The sequence below is a fragment of the Actinomadura decatromicini genome (assembly GCF_008121305.1).
GTDB lineage: Bacteria > Actinomycetota > Actinomycetes > Streptosporangiales > Streptosporangiaceae > Spirillospora > Spirillospora syzygii.
The window spans coordinates 860,363-877,597 of the sequence record NZ_VSRQ01000003.1 but is presented as its reverse complement, the minus strand read 5'-3'; the positions used below and the strand labels follow the sequence as shown (position 1 = coordinate 877,597).

The following is a 17,235-nucleotide window of genomic DNA, read 5'->3' as shown; positions in this document are numbered from 1 at the left end:
GCCGTGGGACGACGGGGGCTTGTACTCAGGCGGATGGCCGGCGACCGCGCGCTCGTACTGGCCGCGTGCGCGACGGCCCTGTTCGCGACGACCGTCCTCGCCGCGCTGGTCGGCTACACCGGGTCGGTCACCCGCGAGGGCCTGCGGCGCACGCTCGCGGACGCGACGTTCGCCTCGGTCGGCACGACGATCGGCACCAACGTGCCCCCGGACGGCCTCGGCGAGGTCCAGAAACGGATCCGGACGGCGCTCGACCAGATCTACGGCGACGTGCCGCTCACCATCTCGATGAGCGTCCGCAGCGACTCCTACACCCTCCCCGGCCAGGAGAAGAGCGACCACCCCGACCTGACCGCGTTCGAGACCTACACCGGGATCGAGAAGCACACCCGCCTCAGCACGGGACGCTGGCCCGCCCCGCCCGCCGGGTCCGCCGAGACCGAGGCGGCGCTGCCCGGCCCGGCCGCCCGCGCCATGCGCGTCGGCGTCGGCGACGTCCTCACCCTGCGCGGGCGCGTCGACAAGAAGTCGGTCGTGAAGGTCCGCGTCGTCGGGCTGTTCGACGTCCCCGACCCCGAAAGCTACTTCTGGCAGGGCGACAAGCTCATCACCACGGGCATGGAGCGGCTCGACTACACGACCTACGGGCCGTTCGTCGTCCGTCCCGAGGTGTTCGCGGAACGGTTCACCGGGACCGGCGCCGACGCCCGCTTCACCGTCATGCCGGACCTGCGCGACGTCCGCTCCGGCGACCTCGGCCCGCTCGGCGACCGGGTCGCCGCCGGGCCCGACACGTTCAAGCGGGCGGGCGGCGGCGCGCAGTTCTCCGTCGTGACGAAGCTGCCCGAGCTGACCGGACAGTTGCGCGTCGCGCTCCAGGTGGCGCGTTCCACGATGCTGATCCCGGTGATCCAGCTCGTCCTGCTGGCGGGCTGCGCGTGGCTGCTCGTCGCCCGGCTCCTCGCCGACCACCGGCGCAGCGAGGTCGCGCTGCTGCGCACCCGCGGCATGGGGATGCGCCAGCTCGCCGCGCTCGGCCTCGGCGAGGGGCTGCTGATCGTCCTGCCCGGCGCGCTGCTCGGCCCGCTGCTCGCCGGGCCGCTGCTGCGGCTCGCCGGGCACGCGCCCGCCGTCCGGGCGTCCGGGCTGCGGCTGGACGCCGGGCCCGCCGCGCCGCTCTGGATCGTGTCGATCGCGCTGGCGCTGGCCTGCGCGGTCGCGCTGACCGTCCCGACGCTGCGCGGCGCGAACCGGACGTTCGTCGAGACCCAGGCCGGGATCGGACGGCCCGGCCACGGCGGGCTGCGCGGCGCGGGCACCGACCTCGCGCTGCTGCTCGTCGCCGGGCTCGCGATCTGGCAGCTCACCCGGTACGGGGCGGACGGCGTGGGCGGCGGCACGGCCGGGATCGACCCGTTCATCGTGTCCGGCCCGGCCCTGGCGCTGCTCGCGGGCGGGGTGCTGCTGCTGCGGACCGTCCCGTTCGCGTCCCGCGCCGCCGAGCGGCTCGCCACCCACGGCAGCGGCCTCGTGACCGCGCTCGGCACCCGGCAGGTCGGACGGCGCAGGCTCCGCTACGCGGGACCGGTCCTGCTGCTGGTCATGGCGATGGCCGTCGGGATCCTGTCGGTGACGACGATGGCGACCTGGCGCCGGTCGCAGACCGACCAGGCCGACTTCCAGGCGGGCGCCGACCTGCGGCTCGGCGTGCCGACCGGCGGCGTCGCCCCGACCGCGCTCGGCCAGACCGGGCGGTTCGCCGCGGTCCCCGGCGTCACCGCGACGACGCCGGTGCTGCGCGTCGACGCCGACCTCGGCAATGAGCCGACGACGCTGCTCGCCGCCGACACGCGGGCGCTCGGCCCGCTGCTGCGCGTCCTGCCGGGGCTGAAGGACGACCTGCGCCTGGACGAGCTGGCCCGGCAGCGTCCCGCGACCGTCGGGCTGACCGTTCCCGGGAAGCCGAAGAAGCTGCTGTTCGACCTGCGGCTGACCCGCACCGGGAAGCCGCCGGTCGAGTTGAAGGGCGTCCGGCACACGATCGGGGTGACGGTCGCCGACGCCCGCGGCCTGACGCGCGAGGCGAAGCTGACCGGGCTCGTCCCGGACGGCAAGGACCACACCCTCGCGCTCGACACGGCCGAGCTGGCCGGGCCGGGCGGCGTCCTGTCCTACCCGCTGTCGGTGCGCGGCCTGCACTACTCCTTCGACGAGAACGCGCCCGAGGGGGCTTTCGACCTGCGGCTGGCGCGGGTCGCCGGGGAGGGCACCGGGGACGCCCCGCGGCCCGCGAACGGCGCCTGGGACGCCTTCACCGACGCGGCGACCGAGAAGGGCGACCCGCTCAAGACGTCCATGAAGAAGAATTCGGACGGGCTCGCGACGCTCCAGGTCCCCGCCACGCCGATCGTGGACCAGGGCGGCTACTCGTTCCAGCTCATGGGCACCGTCCACGCGATGCTCGGCGCGGGCGAGCCGCCGTCCCACACCAGGCAGAACGCCAACCTCCAGCCGCTCCTGCCGGGCGTGGTCACCGCGGAGACGGCGCGCCGCGCCAAGGTCGGCGTCGGCGGCACCGTGACGGTCAGCACCGTCGACGGCGACCAGCCCGTCAAGGTCGTCGCGATCGCGCCCGCGCTGCCGAGCGTCCCGCCTGACCGGCCGGGCGTCCTCGTCGACCTGCCGACGCTCACCCAGCGCAGGCTCGCCCAGGACGGCGACGCCGGGCCGAACACCGTGCCGCGCGAATGGTGGGCGGCGGTGCGGGACGGCCGCACCGGGCCCGGCGTCCGGGCGCTCACCCGCGACCCGTCCTGGGGCGAGGTCGTCGCGGACCGCGCCGAGCTGCACTCCCGGCTCCGCGACGCCCCGCTCGGCGCGGCCTTGCAGGGCGCGCTCGTGCTCGGCTTCGGCGCGGCGCTCGCGTTCGCCCTCATCGCGTTCGTGGTGAACGCGGCGGTGACCGCGGGGGAGCGGGCCCGCGAGTTCGCGGTGCTGCGCGCGATCGGCGTCGGGCCCCGGCAGGTCGCCGGGGTGCTCGCCGTCGAACAGGCGTACCTGGTCGCGCTCGGGCTGCTCGGCGGGACCGTCCTCGGCGTGGTGGTGGCGCGGCTCGTCGTCCCGCACGTCGTGCTCAGCGTGCAGGCCGCGCAGCCGTACCCGCCCGCCGACCTGATCGTCCAGTGGCCGGTGGTGGCGGCCGTGCTCGCCGGGGTGGCGGCGGTGCTCGGCCTCGTCCTCGCCGCCGTGATCCGCCTCCTCGGCCGCCGCGAGCTCGGCACGGGCCTGCGCGTGGGGGAGGAGCGATGACCGCAGCGAAGCGAGGATCATGGCGATGCCCGCCCGGGGGTCTGGGGGGCGGCCCCCGGAAGGGTAGGGAGCGGTGACGCGGCTCGTTCGGGCGCAGTGGGTGCCGCTGGCCGCGCTCGCCGCGCTGACGTTCGCGGCGGCGCTGCTCGCCGTCGCCGTCCCGGCCCGGACGGCCGCCGGGTACGACCGCGCCGCCGTCGCCGCGATCGGGCCCGGCGCCGACGTCCGGGTGCAGGGCCGGGCGGCGGGCGCGGCCGCGTTCAGCGCGGTCCCGAGCGACGCGGCCCTCGGCGCGAAGTCGCTCACCTGGCAGCAGCTGCTCCCGAAGTCGCTGAAGGACATCACCGGCGAGCCGGAGCCGTCCGTCACCTCGGACGCCTTCCTCATCGACGGCGAGTTCGCCCGGCCGCGGCTGCTCTACCTCGGCTGGGACCCGCGCGCGTCGGAGCGCGTCCGGCTCGTCTCCGGCATTCCGCCGATCAACCCGCCCGGCGCGACCGGCGGCGACGTGAAGGTCGTGCTCGCCAAGCGGTACGCGGACCAGATGGGCTACAAGGTCGGTGACCGGCTGGCGCTCGGCGACTTCAAGGCCCGGGTGAACGGGCTGTTCGAGCCGGTCGACCCGGCCGACGAGTTCTGGCTGCCGCGCGCCCGGATGCTGCACCCGGTCATCGAGAACATGCCGTCCACCGGGATCGAGGCGGACGCGGGCACGGCGCTCATCGACCAGAACGCGTACGCCCGGCTCACCACCGATCCGGCGCGCAAGCTGCTGTTCAGCTGGCGGTTCCCCGTCCGCAAGGACGCCGTCCACGCCGGGGACGCCGACGGCATGGCCGACGACCTGGACGCCTACCGCTCGGCCGTCGCGGGACGCTCCGACATGTTCCCCTGCGAGATCCGCACCGGGCTGGACGTCACGCTCAAGGAGTTCGCGGCGCGGCTGCACACCGCGCAGTCCGTGCTCGGGCTGGCGTTCGGCGGGCTCGTCGCGGTCGCCGCCGGGGTGCTGCTGCTCGCCGCCGGGCTGCTCGGGGTGCGGCTGCGGCCGCTGCTCGGCCTGATGCGGGCGCGCGGCGCGTCGCTGGGCCAGCTCACCGGCCCGTCCTGCGGGCTGGTCGCGCTCGCGGTCGTCCCGTCCGCCGCGCTCGGCTACGCGGCCGGGCGGCTCCTCGGCGCGGGCCCGCCGCAGACCGGCTCGATCCTCGCGATCGGCCTGCTGGTCGCGGCCGTGCTGCTGGTGTCGGCGACGATCGTGGCGCGGGAGCGGAGCGGCGGGCTCGGCTCGGTCGCCGACCGGCGCGACGACCTCGGCGCCGCCCGCCCGTCCCGCTGGCGGCGCGCCGTCGACCTGCTGCTCGTCGTGCTCGCCGTCGTCGGCGTCGTGCTGCTGCGCGAGCGCGGCCCGGACGCCGGGACCGACCCGCTGGTCGCCGCCGTCCCGGTGCTGCTCGGCGCGGCGCTCGGCGTGCTCGTGCTGCGCGTCTACCCGTACCTGCTGCGCGCCGCCGGGCCGTTCCTGCGGCGGCGCAGCGGCGCCGTCGCGTTCATCGGGCTCGCCCGCGCCGCCCGGCAGAACCTCGTCGGGGCGCTGCCGGTCGCCGTCCTGCTGCTGGCCGCCGCCGTCGCCGGGTTCACCGCCACCGTGGACAACGCGCTGAAGACGGGCCAGGTGCGCGCGTCCTGGGCCGAGGTCGGCGCGGACGCGCGGGTCGAGGCCGGGCCGCTGGACGACGCGGGCCTCCGGCGGATCCGCGCCGTGCCGGGCGTGACCGGCGTGGTCCGCGTCCGGACGATCGGCCGGGCCGGGATCACCGACGACCCGGCGCCGCTGACCGTCGTCGGCCTGGACCTCGACGCCTACCGCAGGCTCGCTCCCAAGGTGCCGGACATTCCCGGCACGTCCGGGGTGCTGGCCTCGCCGCTCGCCGCCGACACGCTCGGGACCGGCACCGTGACGATCAGCCGGGCCGGGATGGATCCGATCCAGGTCAGGGTGGCGGGCGAGGTCGAGCGGTTCCCGGGGCAGGACACGGGCAGCGCGTTCGTGATCGTCCCGTACGCGATGGTCGCGAAGTCGACGGGCTTCCCGTCCCAGGTCTTCGTCGGCGGCCACGACCTGGACGCCAGGGCCCTGCGCGCCGCCGCGCCCGGCCACGCCGTCACGATGCGGGAGGACGTCCTGCGCGACATGACGCGGCTGCCGCTCGTGTCCGTCGTGCACGACACGTTCCGGGACGGCGCGCTCATCGGCGGCGCGTTCGGGCTGCTCGTCGTGGTGTTCGTGCTCGTCGTCGGCGCCCGCACCCGCGCCCGCACGATCGCCCACCTGCGCGCCCTCGGGCTGAGCCGGCGGCAGAGCCGGGCCCTCGCGCTGGTTGAGATCGCGCCCGTGCTGCTCTGCGCGACGGCCGGCGGATGGGTGCTCGGCCTGCTCCTTCCCGAGATCACGGGGCCGGTCGTCGACCTGCGCCCCTACACCGACGGCTACGCCGTGACGGCGCACGTCCCGGGCGTCCCGGCGCTGCTCGGGCTGATCGGCGCGCTGCTGCTCGCCGCGGCGGCGGCGCTCGCCGTCGACCGTGTCTTCGACGCAAGCCCCGGAACCGTCCTGAGAACGGGGGACTCATGACCGATACGACCAAGGCGCCCGACCTCGCCGAGCTGGAACGGCGCGCCACCGAACGCGGGCCCGCCTACGGCGAGGGCGCCCACATCGTGTGCGACAACCTCGTCCGCATCTACAAGACCGACGGCGTCGAGGTCGTCGCGCTGCAGGGACTCGACCTGCTCGTCGACCCCGGCGAGCTGGTCGCGATCGTGGGCGCGTCCGGGTCGGGGAAGTCGACGCTGCTGAACATCCTGTCCGGGCTGGACGTCCCCACCGCCGGGGTCGCCCGCGTCGCAGGGTCCGACCTGCTGACGATGGCGGCCAAGGAGCGGCTGAACTTCCGCCGCCACCGGGTCGGGTTCATCTGGCAGCAGACGTCCCGGAACCTGCTCCCGTACCTGACGGCCGCGCAGAACGTCGAGCTGCCGATGCGGTTCGCCGGACGGTCCCGGCGCGGCCGGGCCACCCGCGCCGCCGAACTGCTCGGCATGCTCGGCGTCGGGGACTGCGCGGGGCGGCGTCCCGAGGAGCTGTCCGGCGGGCAGCAGCAGCGCATCGCGGTCGCCGTCGCGGTCGCCAACGAGCCGAAGGTCGTCCTCGCCGACGAGCCGACCGGCGAGCTGGACACCGCCACCGCCGCCGAGGTGTTCGGCGCCCTCCGCCAGGTCAACGAGGAGTTCGGCACGACCACCGTCGTCGTCACCCACGACGCGCAGGTCGCCGAGCGCGTCGACCGGACGATCGGCATCCGCGACGGCCGGACGAGCAGCGAGGTCCGCCGCCGCTCCGCCGAGGACGGCACCCGGCACGTCGCCGAGTACGCCGTCCTGGACCGGGCCGGGCGCGTCCAGCTCCCGAAGGCGTTCACCGAGGCGCTCGACATGCGCGACCGCGTCCGCCTCGACCTGGAGACCGACCACGTCGGCGTCTGGCCGGACCGCGAGGAGACCGAATGACCGAGCCCATGGTCGCCGTCGAGGCGCTGACCCGCGTCTACAGGAGCGGCAAGATCGAGGTCCCGGCGCTGCGCGGCGCGTCGTTCACCGTCGCGCCCGGCGAGATCGTCGCGATCAAGGGCCGGTCCGGCTCCGGCAAGACCACCCTGCTCAACCTGCTCGGCGGCCTCGACTCCCCGGACGGCGGCACCATCCGCGTGGACGGCCGCGACGTCGGCGCGCTCAGCGAAAACGACCTGCTCGCCCTCCGCCGCGACCACATCGGCTACATCTTCCAGTCGCACGGCCTGATCCCGGTGCTGTCGGCGGCGGAGAACGTCGAGGTGCCGCTCCGCCTCGCCCGCACCCCACCCGCGGAACGCGACGAACGCGTCCGCGTCCTCCTCGCCCTGGTCGGCCTGGCCGACCACGCCCTCCAGCGCCCCTACGAACTGTCCGGAGGCCAGCGCCAGCGCGTAGCCATCGCCCGCGCCCTTGCGAACCGCCCGCGCCTGCTCCTAGCCGACGAGCCGACCGGCCAACTCGACTCCGAAACGGCCGCCGCCATAATGCCCCTCCTCCGAGCCGTAGTAGCGGGCGAGGGCGTAACCATCATCGTCGCCACCCACGACAACACCCTCCTAGCCCAAGCCGACCGAGTCCTAGACCTCCAAGACGGCAAAATCACCGAAACCCCCGTCCCCGCCTGACGCTCCCCTGGGATCGCGTACCCCGACGCGGAGTGGGGGTGTTCTCGGTTGCCGGGCTGGGCGGGTGGGAAGTGACCGGTCATGGCGACTGTGGTGTTGGTGGGGACCCTCGATACCAAAGGGGCCGAGTACGCGTGGCTTCGTGAGCGGCTGTGGGAACTCGGGTGCGAGGTCGTGCTCGTGGACGCGGGGGTTGGGGCTTCCCAGGTCGGAGCCGACATTCCGGCGGGGCAGGTCGCACGTGCCGGGGGCGGCTCTTTGGACGCGCTTCGGGATGCCCAGGATCGTGGGGCCGCTGTCACTGTGATGGGTGTCGGGGCGGCGGTCGTGCTCGGTGAGTTGGAGCGGGTGGACGCCGTGCTCGCCGTGGGTGGGAGTGGCGGGTCTTCCATTGCGGCTCGGGCCGTCCGGGACCTGCCCATCGGGGTGCCGAAGCTGATCGTGTCCACGATGGCGTCCGGGGACGTGACGCCGTACGTGGGCGCCAAGGACGTCACGATGATGTACAGCGTCGTGGACATCGCGGGGCTGAACCGGGTGTCGCGGCTGATCCTCGGGAACGCGGCGGCAGCGGCGGCCGGGATGGCGAAGGCGTACGCGGCGGGGGTGCCGGAGGCGGATGAGCGTCCGCTGGTCGCGGCGTCGATGTTCGGGGTGACGACTCCTGCGGTGGACGCTGCCAGGGAGCGGCTCGATGAGCTGGGTTACGAGGTGCTCGTCTTCCATGCGACGGGGGCTGGTGGGCGCGCCCTGGAGGGGCTCGCGGAGAGCGGGCTGCTCGCGGGGGTGCTCGACCTGACGACGACGGAGCTGGCGGACGATCTCGTCGGCGGCGTCCTGTCGGCGGGGCCCGAGCGGCTCACGGCGGCCGGGCGGCACGGGATCCCGCAGGTCGTGGCGCCCGGCGCGCTGGACATGGTCAACTTCGGGCCGCGCGAGACCGTCCCGGACGTGTTCCGGGCGCGGAACCTGTACGTCCACAACCCGACCGTCACGCTCATGCGGACGACGCCGGAGGAGATGGCCGAGCTGGGACGGCGCGTCGCGGCGAAGCTGCGGGAGGCGACCGGGCCGACCGCGCTGTTCGTCCCGCTCGGGGGCGTGTCGGCGCTGGACGCGCCCGGCATGCCGTTCCACGATCCGGCGGCGGACGCGGCGTGCTTCGCCGAGCTGGAGGGCGCCGTCGAGACGGAGAAGTTGGACATGAACATCAACGACCCGGCGTTCGGCCGCGCCATGGCGGACCGGCTGCACCGGATGATCAGCGAGGGCCGATGACCGCGGCCAGGGGGAGGGCGTAGTGGAGCGGGAAGAGGTGCTGGAGCGGCTGCGGGCGGTGGTCGCGTCCGGGTGGCCGATCGTCGGGGCGGGGGCGGGCACGGGGCTGTCCGCCAAGTGCGCGGAGGCGGGCGGCGTCGATCTGATCATCATCTACAACTCGGGCCGCTACCGGATGGCGGGACGCGGCTCGCTCGCGGGCCTGCTCCCGTACGGGGACGCCAACCAGATCGTGGTCGACATGGCGTCCGAGGTGCTGCCCGTCGTCAAGGACACGCCGGTGCTCGCGGGAGTGTGCGGCACCGACCCGTTCCGGCTGATGCCCGTCTTCCTCGACCAGCTCAAGGCCATGGGGTTCGCGGGCGTGCAGAACTTCCCCACGGTCGGGCTGTACGACGGGGTGTTCCGGCAGAACCTCGAAGAGACCGGCATGGGGTTCGACCTGGAGGTCGAGATGGTGCGGCTCGCGCACGAGCGCGACCTCGTCACCGCCCCGTACGTGTTCGACGAGGCCCAGGCGCGGGCGATGGCGGAGGCGGGCGCGGACGTCCTCGTCCCGCACGTCGGGCTCACCACCAAGGGCAGCATCGGCGCGGGCACGGCCCTGACGCTGGACGAGGCCGTCGCCCGCGTGCAGGCGATGCAGGTCGCGGCGGCGGAGGTCCGGCCGGACGTCCTCGTGCTGTGCCACGGCGGCCCCATCGCCGAGCCGGACGACGCCGCCTACGTCCTGTCCCGCGCCGAGGGGGTCGTCGGCTTCTTCGGCGCGTCGTCGGTCGAGCGGCTGCCGACCGAGCGCGCCATCACCGAGCAGGTGGCCGCATTCAAGAATCTGGAGATCTGATGCTGCGCAATCCCGGTGTCGTCCCGACGATGACCTTCGACTGGGGCTCGATCAAGTGGCTCGTCACGCCGTCCGGCGTGCCGGGCGCGCAGAGCACGCTCGGCGAGGTGATCGTCAATCCGGGGCGCGGGCACGCGCGGCACAACCATCCGGGCGCGGAGGAGGTCATCTACGTGATCTCCGGCGAGGCGACCCAGATGGTGGACGACAAGGAGCCGTTCACGATCCGGGAAGGCGACGCCGTCCATATCCCGAAGGGCGTGTGGCATTCCACGTACAACACGACGTGGCGCCCGCTGAGGCTGATCGTGACGTACACGCCGGGCGGCGAGGAGAAGGCGCTCGAAGGCGCACCCGATTTCCGGCGACTGGAGACCGGCGCCGTGCCGGAATGGCGCCAGGACTAGGCGGTCAGTCCGCGTTCCATGAGTCGAGGCCCGCTTCGGTGAGGAGGGTGTCGAACGCGGCGTCGGCGGCGCCGGTCAGCGGGCCGCGCGGGCCGAGGGTGGACGGCCGGACGGGCGGCGGGGCGGCGCGGCGGTAGCGCATCAGGGCGCCGGTGTAGCCGTCGTCCAGGGCGGCGGGCGCGGTCGCGGCGAGGTCGGTGGCGAGGCCGGAGAGCGTGACGATCTCCGGGTCGTGCGCGTTGACCAGGCCGCCCATGCCGCGTCCCAACGCGTGCGCGGCCTGCGCGACGGCATCCGAGGCGGCGGGGTCGGAGGAGGCGGCGGCGATGATCCGCTCGGCCTCCGTGCGCGGGTCGCGGGGGGCCGGGCGGCCGAGCGTCCGGGCCATGGCGCGGCCGTCGACCTGGAGGTCCCAGCAGCCGGACGCGCCGCACGGGCAGCGCAGCGCCGGGTCGGCGAACGGCAGGTGGCCGAACTCGCCGCCCGCGCCGGTCGCGCCGACCATGGGACGTCCGTCCATGACGAGGACGCCGCCGACGCCGACCTCGACCGTCAGGTGCAGCACGACCCGCGCCTCCACGCCCGCGCCGCGCCGCGCCTCGGCGAGCCCGGCGAGCGTGGCGTCGTTGCCGACGAGGAGCGGGACGCCCGGCGGCCGCAGCGGTTCGAGCCCGACGTCCTCCCAGCCCATGCCGGACGCCTGGACGATCGTCGTCCCGCTGACCGCCGCCGCGACGCAGACCGACACCGCGCGGAGCCGCCGTCCGTAAAGGGCCCGGCGGTCCGCGACGCGGGCGGCGAGGTCGTCGAGGACGGCCGGGGTGCCGGAGTGGCGGCCCGCGTCCTCGCTGACGACCCGTCCGCCGAGTTCGACGCACGCGACCCGCCATCCCTCGTGGCTGATGTCGACCACGCAGACGAGCGGGCCCTCGGGATGCGGGACGAACGCGGGCGACGGGCGTCCGCGCCCGCCGGTGCGGGGCGGCGCGTCCTCCTCGATCAGCCGGGCCGCCTTGAGCCGCGCCGTGATCTCGGCGGCGGACCCGCTGCTCAGCCCGAGCGCGCGGGCCGCGTCCGCCCTGGTCGCGGACGGGTGCGCGTGCGCGTGCCGCAGCACGGCGAGCGCGCCCTGGCTGCGCAGGGCTCGTGCCGAGTGCGCGGTCGTGGTCGGCTGAGTCGTCGGCTGCATGGTGACATCCTGGCCCGCCCGAATTATCCTCGTGACACGAGCATAATCTGCGGAGGCGCCCATGGACGACACCGCGACGCTGTGCCGGACGTCCGGCACCTACGGCCTGTACGCGACGCTCGCCTGCCTCGGCTACCTGCTCACCGCGCTCGGCGCGATCCTCCCCGAGCTGCGCGAGGAGCGCGGGCTGCCGCGCGGCGAGGTGGCCCTCTACCCGTCGGCGTTCGCGCTCGGGCTGGTGATCGTCGGGCTGGTCGGGCACCGCGCGGCGGCCCGGCTCGGGGCCGCCGCGCTGCCGGCCGCGCTGGCCGCGCTGGTCGGCGGCGCCGCGATCATGACGGTCGGCGGCGGGCGGCTCGGCGCCGGGCTCGGCGCGCTGGTGCTCGGGCTTGGCGGGGCGGGGCTCGTCCAGCTCGTCCCGGCGGGGCTGCGCGCCCTGCACGGCGGCGACGGGACGATCCCGATCGGCGAGGCGAACGCGGTCGGGAGCACCGCGTCCGTGCTGTCGCCGCTGCTGATCGGCGCGGCCCTCGCGCTCGGCCTCGGCTGGCGGGTCGCGTTCGCCGGGCCGCCGCTCGCGCTCGCCGCCGTCCTGCTCGTCACCCGGCGGGCCACGGCCCCGGCGCCCGACGAGAGCGAGGCGGCCGAGGCCGGACGGGCGCCGCGCCCCTTCCGCAGCCGGTGGACCGACCTCGTCCTCGCGGTCGGAGTCGAGTTCTGCATGGTGTTCTGGGCGGCGGACTTCCTCCGCTCGGTGAAGCACCTCGGCTCCGGCACGGCGACGACGTTCTCCGCCGCGTTCGTGGTGGGCATGGCGGCCGGACGCGCGGCGGCGGGCCCGCTCGTCCGCGCGGCGGGCCGCCCCGACCGGCTGCTCGCCGGGGCGGCCCTCCTCGGCGTCGCCGGGTTCGCCGTGCTGTGGGCGTCGCCCGCGCCGCTCGCGGTCGGCGGGCTGCTCGTCGTCGGGCTCGGCGTCGCGCTGCTCTACCCGGTGATCCTCGGGCAGGCGCTCGGCGCGTGGCCGGACCAGCCCGTCCGGGCGGCGGCGCGGTGCGCGCTCGCGTCCGGCGTGGCGATCGGCGCCGCCCCGCTGCTGCTCGGGACGCTCGCCGACCTCACCACGCTGCGCGCCGCCGTGTTCGTCGCGCCCGCCCTGCTCGCCGTCCTGCTCCTGCGGTGCGGATGGCGGCTCAGAACGGTCAGAACGGCACCGGCATCGTGACGATGCCCGCGTGCGCGAGGATCGTCCCGGCGTCGTCCACCGGCGGGTGGATCACGCTCATCAGCCAGCGCTTCACCCACTTGCCCTCCTTGCCGGACAGCGCGATGACCCGGTCCCAGCCGCGCGTGTAGACGGCGCCCGCCGCGCCGAGGTCCACGTCCGTGACGTAGGGGGCGGGCGCGAAGTCGATCAGCGGGACGCCGAGCAGGTCCGCCGCCGCGTTGTGCCCCGCCGTCTTGCCCATCGGGACGGCGTGCTGGCAGCTCTGCACCGTCCAGTGGCCGCCGTCCATGCGGGCGGCGGCGACGTCCCCGGCGGCGAACACGTCGCCCGACGCCCGCAGGTGCGCGTCGACCGCGAGGCGGCCGAGCCGGTCGCGGTCGCCGGGGATCCGCGCGGTCAGCGGGCTCGCCTCCATGCCCGCCGTCCACACGACCGCGTCCGCCGGGATCCGCGACCCGTCGGCGAGGACGGCCCCGCCGTCGGTCACCTCTGTCACCGTCGTGCCGAGCCGCCGCTCGATCCCCAGTTCGTCGAGGGCCGTCTCGATCGCCGGACGCGGGCCGAAGCCCAGGTCGGGGGCGACCTCGTCCGCCTTCTCGACGAGCACGACCCGGCCCCGTCCGGCCAGCTCGGTCGCGATCTCCAGCCCGGCGAAGCCCGCGCCGACGACCACGGCCGTGTACCCGGCGCGGTCGCGCAGGTGGCCGCGCAGGCGGCGGGCGCCGTCCAGGGTGTCGACGTCGAACAGGCGCTCCGCGCCCGGCAGGCAGGGCCGGACGAGGCGGCTGCCCGCCGCGAGCACCAGCCGGTCGTAGCCGATCGGACGGCCGTCCGCGACGACGACGTGCCCGTCCACGTCGACGTCCTGCACCGACGCGCGGACGTGCCGCACCCCGACCGGCTCCAGCACCCGTTTCAGCGGCACCGTCGCGAGGTCGGGCTCCGGCTCGTACAGGCGCGGCCGCAGGACGAGGTCGTCGCCGGGCGCGACCAGCGTCACGCGCAGGTCGCCGTCCCCGCGCACCCACGCCGCCGCGGCCGCGCTCCACACCCCGGCGAAACCGCCTCCGACGATCACCACATGCGCCATGTCCATCTCCCCATTCGGTCGGTTGGCGGGAGGTAGACACGGCAGGGCGCTCAGATGTGACTGAGTTTCTCCGGATTCGCGACGCGCTGGATCGCGGTGATGCGGCCGTCCTCCTCGATCTCGACGGTGTCGACCCAGACGACGCGGCCGTCCCGGTAGGTGGCGAGCGCGGGCTCGCCGCCGATCTCGACGGGCGCGACGCGCTCCACCCCGTAGTGCTCGGTGATCCGGGCCAGCAGCCGCGCGACCCGCTCCGCGCCCAGCACCGGACGCCGGGACGCGACGACCTTGCCGCCGCCGTCCGCGACGTAGACCGCGTCCGGATGCAGGAGTTTCACGAGGCTCGCGAAGTCGCCGTCCTCCGCCGCCGCGCGGAACGCCGCGAGCACCCGCTCCCGCTCGGCCCGGCTCGCCTTCGGCCGCTGCTCGCGCGCGTCCGCGACCCGCCTGCGGGCCCGCGACGCGAGCTTGCGGGACGCCGCCGCCGACTTGCCCAGCACGTCCGCGACCTGGTCGAACGGCACGTCGAACACGTCGTGCAGGACGAACGCCACCCGCTCCGGCGGGGACAGCTCGTCCATCACCAGCAGCATCGCCGTGCTGACCGAGTCGTCAACGGCGATCCGCTCGGCCATGTCGCCGCCGGTGGGGAGCGGGGCCGGGAGCCACGGGCCGGGATACGCCTCGCGCCGGACCCGCGCCGACCTCAGCACGTTGTACGCCAGCCGCGCCGCGATCGTCACGAGCCAGGCGCGCTGGTCGGTGACGTCCGACCGGTCGGCGGCCTCGGCGCGCAGCCACACGTCCTGGACGACGTCCTCCGCCTCAGCGACGCTGCCGAGCAGCCGGTACGCCGCGCCGAAGACGGCGGGACGGTGCGCCTCCCAGTCGAGATCGTCCACGCTCAGGACGTCCTGCCCCGGACGTACACCCAGGCGCCGTCGTGCCGGACGAAACGGCTCACCTCGTGCAGCTCGCCGGGCGTGGCGCCGTCCAGGTAGTGGGCGCGGAACTCCACGACGCCCTTGTCGTCGTCGGGCCCGCCGTCCTCCGTGCGGACGATCTCCAGCCGCACCCAGCGCAGCCCGTCGTCGAACCCGACCCGCTCGGGGCGCGTCGCCGGATGCCAGCTCGCCAGCAGGTACGCCTCGTCGCGCTCGGCGAACGCGCTGAACCGCGACCGCATCAGCTCGGCCGCGGTCAGCGCCCGGGCCTCGCCCCGGTGCAACCGTCCGCAACACTCCCCATACCGCGTGCCGACCCCGCACGGACACTTCTTCGCCACGCCCCCGATTCTGCCCTGCCGAATGACATGCGGCGCTTGCCGGGCAACGGGCGGGCGGCGACGATGAGCGCCATGGCGTCCAGCGACCTCCCGGAAATCGACAGCACGCGCCCGCATCCCGCGCGAATGTGGAACTACTGGATCGGCGGTAAGGACTACTACCCGATCGACCAGGAGGTCGGCGAGCAGATCGCGGCGGCGTTCCCCGGCGTCGGTGACATCGCCCGCCATTCCCGGGTCTGCCTCGGCCGGATGGTGCGGCACCTGGTCGCGGAGGAGGGCGTCCGGCAGTTCATCGACATCGGCACCGGGCTTCCGACCCACGACAACACCCACGAGGTCGCGCAGCGCGTCGCTCCCGAATGCCGCGTCGTTTACGTGGACAACGACCCGCTGGTTCTGGTGCACGCCCGCGCCCTTCTCGCGGGGAGCCCGGAAGGGCGGACCGACTACATCGAATGCGACGTCCGCGATCCCGGCCGCATTCTCGCCGAGTCCGCGCGGACGCTCGACTTCGACCGTCCGATCGGGCTGATCCTGTTCGGAATCATGGGCAACGTCATCGACGACGACGAATCGCAGGCCATCGTCCGGCGGCTCGTGGACGCGCTGCCGCCGGGCAGTTTCGTGGCGTTCAACGACGGGACGGGCGTCCTCGACCGGGAAGGGCGGGAAGAGGCGATCCGGCTCGCGGTGGAACAGGGCTCCAGCCCGTATGTCGCCCGCACCCCGGAGGAGATCGCCCGCTATTTCACCGGCCTCGAACTGCTGGAACCGGGGATCGTGTCGACGTCGCGATGGCGGCCGGAGGCGGCGCCGTTCGGCCCGCCGCCCGAAGTCGACGCGGTCTGCGCCCTGGCCCGAAAAGTCCCCTAGGATTCGCGGATCGGTCAGGACCATTCGAGGAGCCGACGATGCCCCCTTCCGGTGTTACTCCGGGCGACCCTCTCCTTGACCCGGACGGCGACCCGAGCGGCGAGCATCCGCCGCCCCTGGTCGCGGACGCGCAGGGCCGGTTCCGCACCGATGTCCCCTCTCCCGCGCGGACCTGGAACTACTGGCTCGGCGGCAAGGACAATTACCTGATCGACCGGCAGATAGGGGACGCGACCGCCGCGCTGAACCCGGAACTCGTCCCGCTGGCGCGCGAGTCTCGGCGGTTCCTCATCCGCGTCGTACGGCACTTGGCGGCGGAGGAGAACGTCCGCAACTTCCTCGACATCGGGGCCGGATTGCCGACCGAGTCGAACACGCATCAGATCGCGCAGCGGACCGCGCCCGATTCGCGCGTCGTCTACGTCGACAACGATCCAATGGTGCTCGCTCATGCGCGTGCTCTGATGCGCGGGACGACTCCCGAAGGCGTCACCGACTACATCGACGCCGATTACCACGACACGCGGCAGATTCTGGCGGAGGCGTCGAACGTCCTGAACTTCAGCCGGCCGATCGCCGTGATGTTCATGGGCGTGCTGGGATTCTGCCAGGAGTACAGGACCGTCAAGCGGATCGTGGCGGAGACGATGGCGGGCGTGCCGTCCGGGAGTTTCCTGGTGCTGTGGGACTGCACCGACACTTCCGAGGACGCGATGCGCGGCACCAAGAAATACGCCGAGTCGGGGACGCTGCCCTATCTGCTGCGCAGCGTCGACGAGCTCGACGCCCTTTTCGACGGACTGGAGAAAGTCGATCCGGGCTTGGTGTCGATCGCGCAATGGCGCCGGGACCCGGAGCATGACGGGCCCGACCACGTCCACGCCTATGGCGCGGTCGCCCGCAAACCCTGACTATCGCGTTCGGCGTGCGCGGCGGTGCGCGGAGACGCGTTCCCGCGTCGCGCAGCGGCGGGAGCAGTACCGGCGCGGCGGGCCGCTGCCCTGGGTGAGGAAGACGTTCCCGCAGGTCGGCGACGCGCAGACGCCGCCGGGCGGGCGCTGCCCGTCCCACACCAGGACGGTGAGCGCCAGGCAGGACGAGGCGAGGAACCACTCCGCCCAGGGCGCGTCGTCGTGACCGTCCAGGTGGGGGTGCCAGGGGGTGCGCCCGGCGTGTGAGGTCAGGCGGAGCCGTCCGGTGCTGCGCTGGAGCAGATCGTTGAGCGTCGTGGCGGCCTGGTCGACGTCTTCGGCCGCGAAGACCTCGCGTAGGAGGACGGCCACGGCCCGCATCTCTTGGACGTCCCGCGCGCTGAGGTCTAGAGGGTCGTCCTCGCCGTGGGCGCGCAGGACATCGGCCACCGCGCCGGGCTCCGGATCTTCCTCGGAGAGGACGTTGACCAGCGCGGACGTCCTGCGTGCGGTGGCCGCCACGGAATGCCGCGACGACCAGTCGGAGGGCGGCTGCATGCCGTCG

15 protein-coding genes are annotated in these 17,235 nt (G+C 74.5%); 10 read left to right on the top strand and 5 right to left on the bottom strand.

The annotated features are described in order from the left end of the window. The first annotated feature begins 33 nt into the window (after positions 1–33). The 7 genes from FXF68_RS17775 (at position 34) to FXF68_RS17745 (ending at position 10,094) form a co-directional block, all read left to right on the top strand. Entirely contained in the window at positions 34–3,309 is a 3,276-nt protein-coding gene (locus tag FXF68_RS17775) for an FtsX-like permease family protein (protein WP_148760473.1), read from the top strand. A 73-nt stretch (positions 3,310–3,382) separates the two neighbouring features. After that, entirely contained in the window at positions 3,383–5,941 is a 2,559-nt protein-coding gene (gene cas5, locus FXF68_RS17770) for a CRISPR-associated protein Cas5 (protein WP_148760471.1), read from the top strand. Then, the gene (locus tag FXF68_RS17765) at positions 5,938–6,876 is read left to right on the top strand and encodes an ABC transporter ATP-binding protein (RefSeq protein WP_148760470.1); all 939 of its coding nucleotides are present in this window, start codon (positions 5,938–5,940) and stop codon (positions 6,874–6,876) included. Before cas5 ends, FXF68_RS17765 begins: the two co-directional genes overlap by 4 nt. Beyond that, positions 6,873–7,565 (top strand): ABC transporter ATP-binding protein, encoded by a 693-nt coding sequence (locus FXF68_RS17760; RefSeq protein WP_148760468.1) that lies wholly within the window; start codon positions 6,873–6,875, stop codon positions 7,563–7,565. The genes FXF68_RS17765 and FXF68_RS17760 overlap by 4 nt, the downstream gene beginning before the upstream one ends. Before the next feature lie 81 nt (positions 7,566–7,646). Then, a complete protein-coding gene (locus tag FXF68_RS17755) occupies positions 7,647–8,843 on the top strand; it encodes a Tm-1-like ATP-binding domain-containing protein (protein ID WP_148760466.1) in 1,197 nt (398 codons plus the stop codon). Between the two features lie 22 nt (positions 8,844–8,865). After that, complete coding sequence (locus FXF68_RS17750) at positions 8,866–9,687, top strand: phosphoenolpyruvate hydrolase family protein (RefSeq protein ID WP_148760464.1); 822 nt, start codon at positions 8,866–8,868, stop codon at positions 9,685–9,687. Next, entirely contained in the window at positions 9,687–10,094 is a 408-nt protein-coding gene (locus FXF68_RS17745) for a cupin domain-containing protein (protein ID WP_148760462.1), read from the top strand. The genes FXF68_RS17750 and FXF68_RS17745 overlap by 1 nt, the downstream gene beginning before the upstream one ends. Positions 10,095–10,098: 4 nt before the next feature. Here FXF68_RS17745 and FXF68_RS17740 read toward each other — a convergent pair whose 3' ends face one another. After that, entirely contained in the window at positions 10,099–11,283 is a 1,185-nt protein-coding gene (locus tag FXF68_RS17740; protein WP_148760460.1) for an ROK family protein, read from the bottom strand. A gap of 61 nt (positions 11,284–11,344) precedes the next feature. Here FXF68_RS17740 and FXF68_RS17735 point away from each other — a divergent pair, with 61 nt between their 5' ends. Then, complete coding sequence (locus FXF68_RS17735) at positions 11,345–12,505, top strand: MFS transporter (RefSeq protein ID WP_148760458.1); 1,161 nt, start codon at positions 11,345–11,347, stop codon at positions 12,503–12,505. Here the strand turns inward: FXF68_RS17735 and FXF68_RS17730 are convergent. The 3 genes from FXF68_RS17730 to FXF68_RS17720 are packed head-to-tail and all read right to left on the bottom strand — an operon-like array spanning position 12,483 to position 14,883. After that, on the bottom strand, positions 12,483–13,598 hold the full coding sequence (locus tag FXF68_RS17730; RefSeq protein WP_148760456.1) for an NAD(P)/FAD-dependent oxidoreductase: 1,116 nt from the start codon (positions 13,596–13,598) through the stop codon (positions 12,483–12,485). The two genes, FXF68_RS17735 and FXF68_RS17730, sit on opposite strands and share 23 nt — an antisense overlap. A gap of 50 nt (positions 13,599–13,648) precedes the next feature. Continuing rightward, on the bottom strand, positions 13,649–14,500 hold the full coding sequence (gene sigJ / locus FXF68_RS17725) for an RNA polymerase sigma factor SigJ (RefSeq protein WP_246178759.1): 852 nt from the start codon (positions 14,498–14,500) through the stop codon (positions 13,649–13,651). A 2-nt stretch (positions 14,501–14,502) separates the two neighbouring features. After that, positions 14,503–14,883, bottom strand: a complete 381-nt coding sequence (locus FXF68_RS17720) for a YchJ family protein (protein WP_148760454.1) — start codon at positions 14,881–14,883, stop codon at positions 14,503–14,505. Positions 14,884–14,946: 63 nt separating this feature from the next. Here FXF68_RS17720 and FXF68_RS17715 point away from each other — a divergent pair, with 63 nt between their 5' ends. Beyond that, on the top strand, positions 14,947–15,759 hold the full coding sequence (locus tag FXF68_RS17715) for an SAM-dependent methyltransferase (RefSeq protein ID WP_148760865.1): 813 nt from the start codon (positions 14,947–14,949) through the stop codon (positions 15,757–15,759). Positions 15,760–15,797: 38 nt separating this feature from the next. Then, positions 15,798–16,670: an SAM-dependent methyltransferase gene (locus FXF68_RS17710; protein WP_148760452.1), complete on the top strand. Its 873-nt coding sequence runs from the start codon at positions 15,798–15,800 to the stop codon at positions 16,668–16,670. Here FXF68_RS17710 and FXF68_RS17705 read toward each other — a convergent pair whose 3' ends face one another. Continuing rightward, a complete protein-coding gene (locus tag FXF68_RS17705) occupies positions 16,671–17,228 on the bottom strand; it encodes a CGNR zinc finger domain-containing protein (protein ID WP_148760450.1) in 558 nt (185 codons plus the stop codon). Positions 17,229–17,235: the final 7 nt, after the last annotated feature.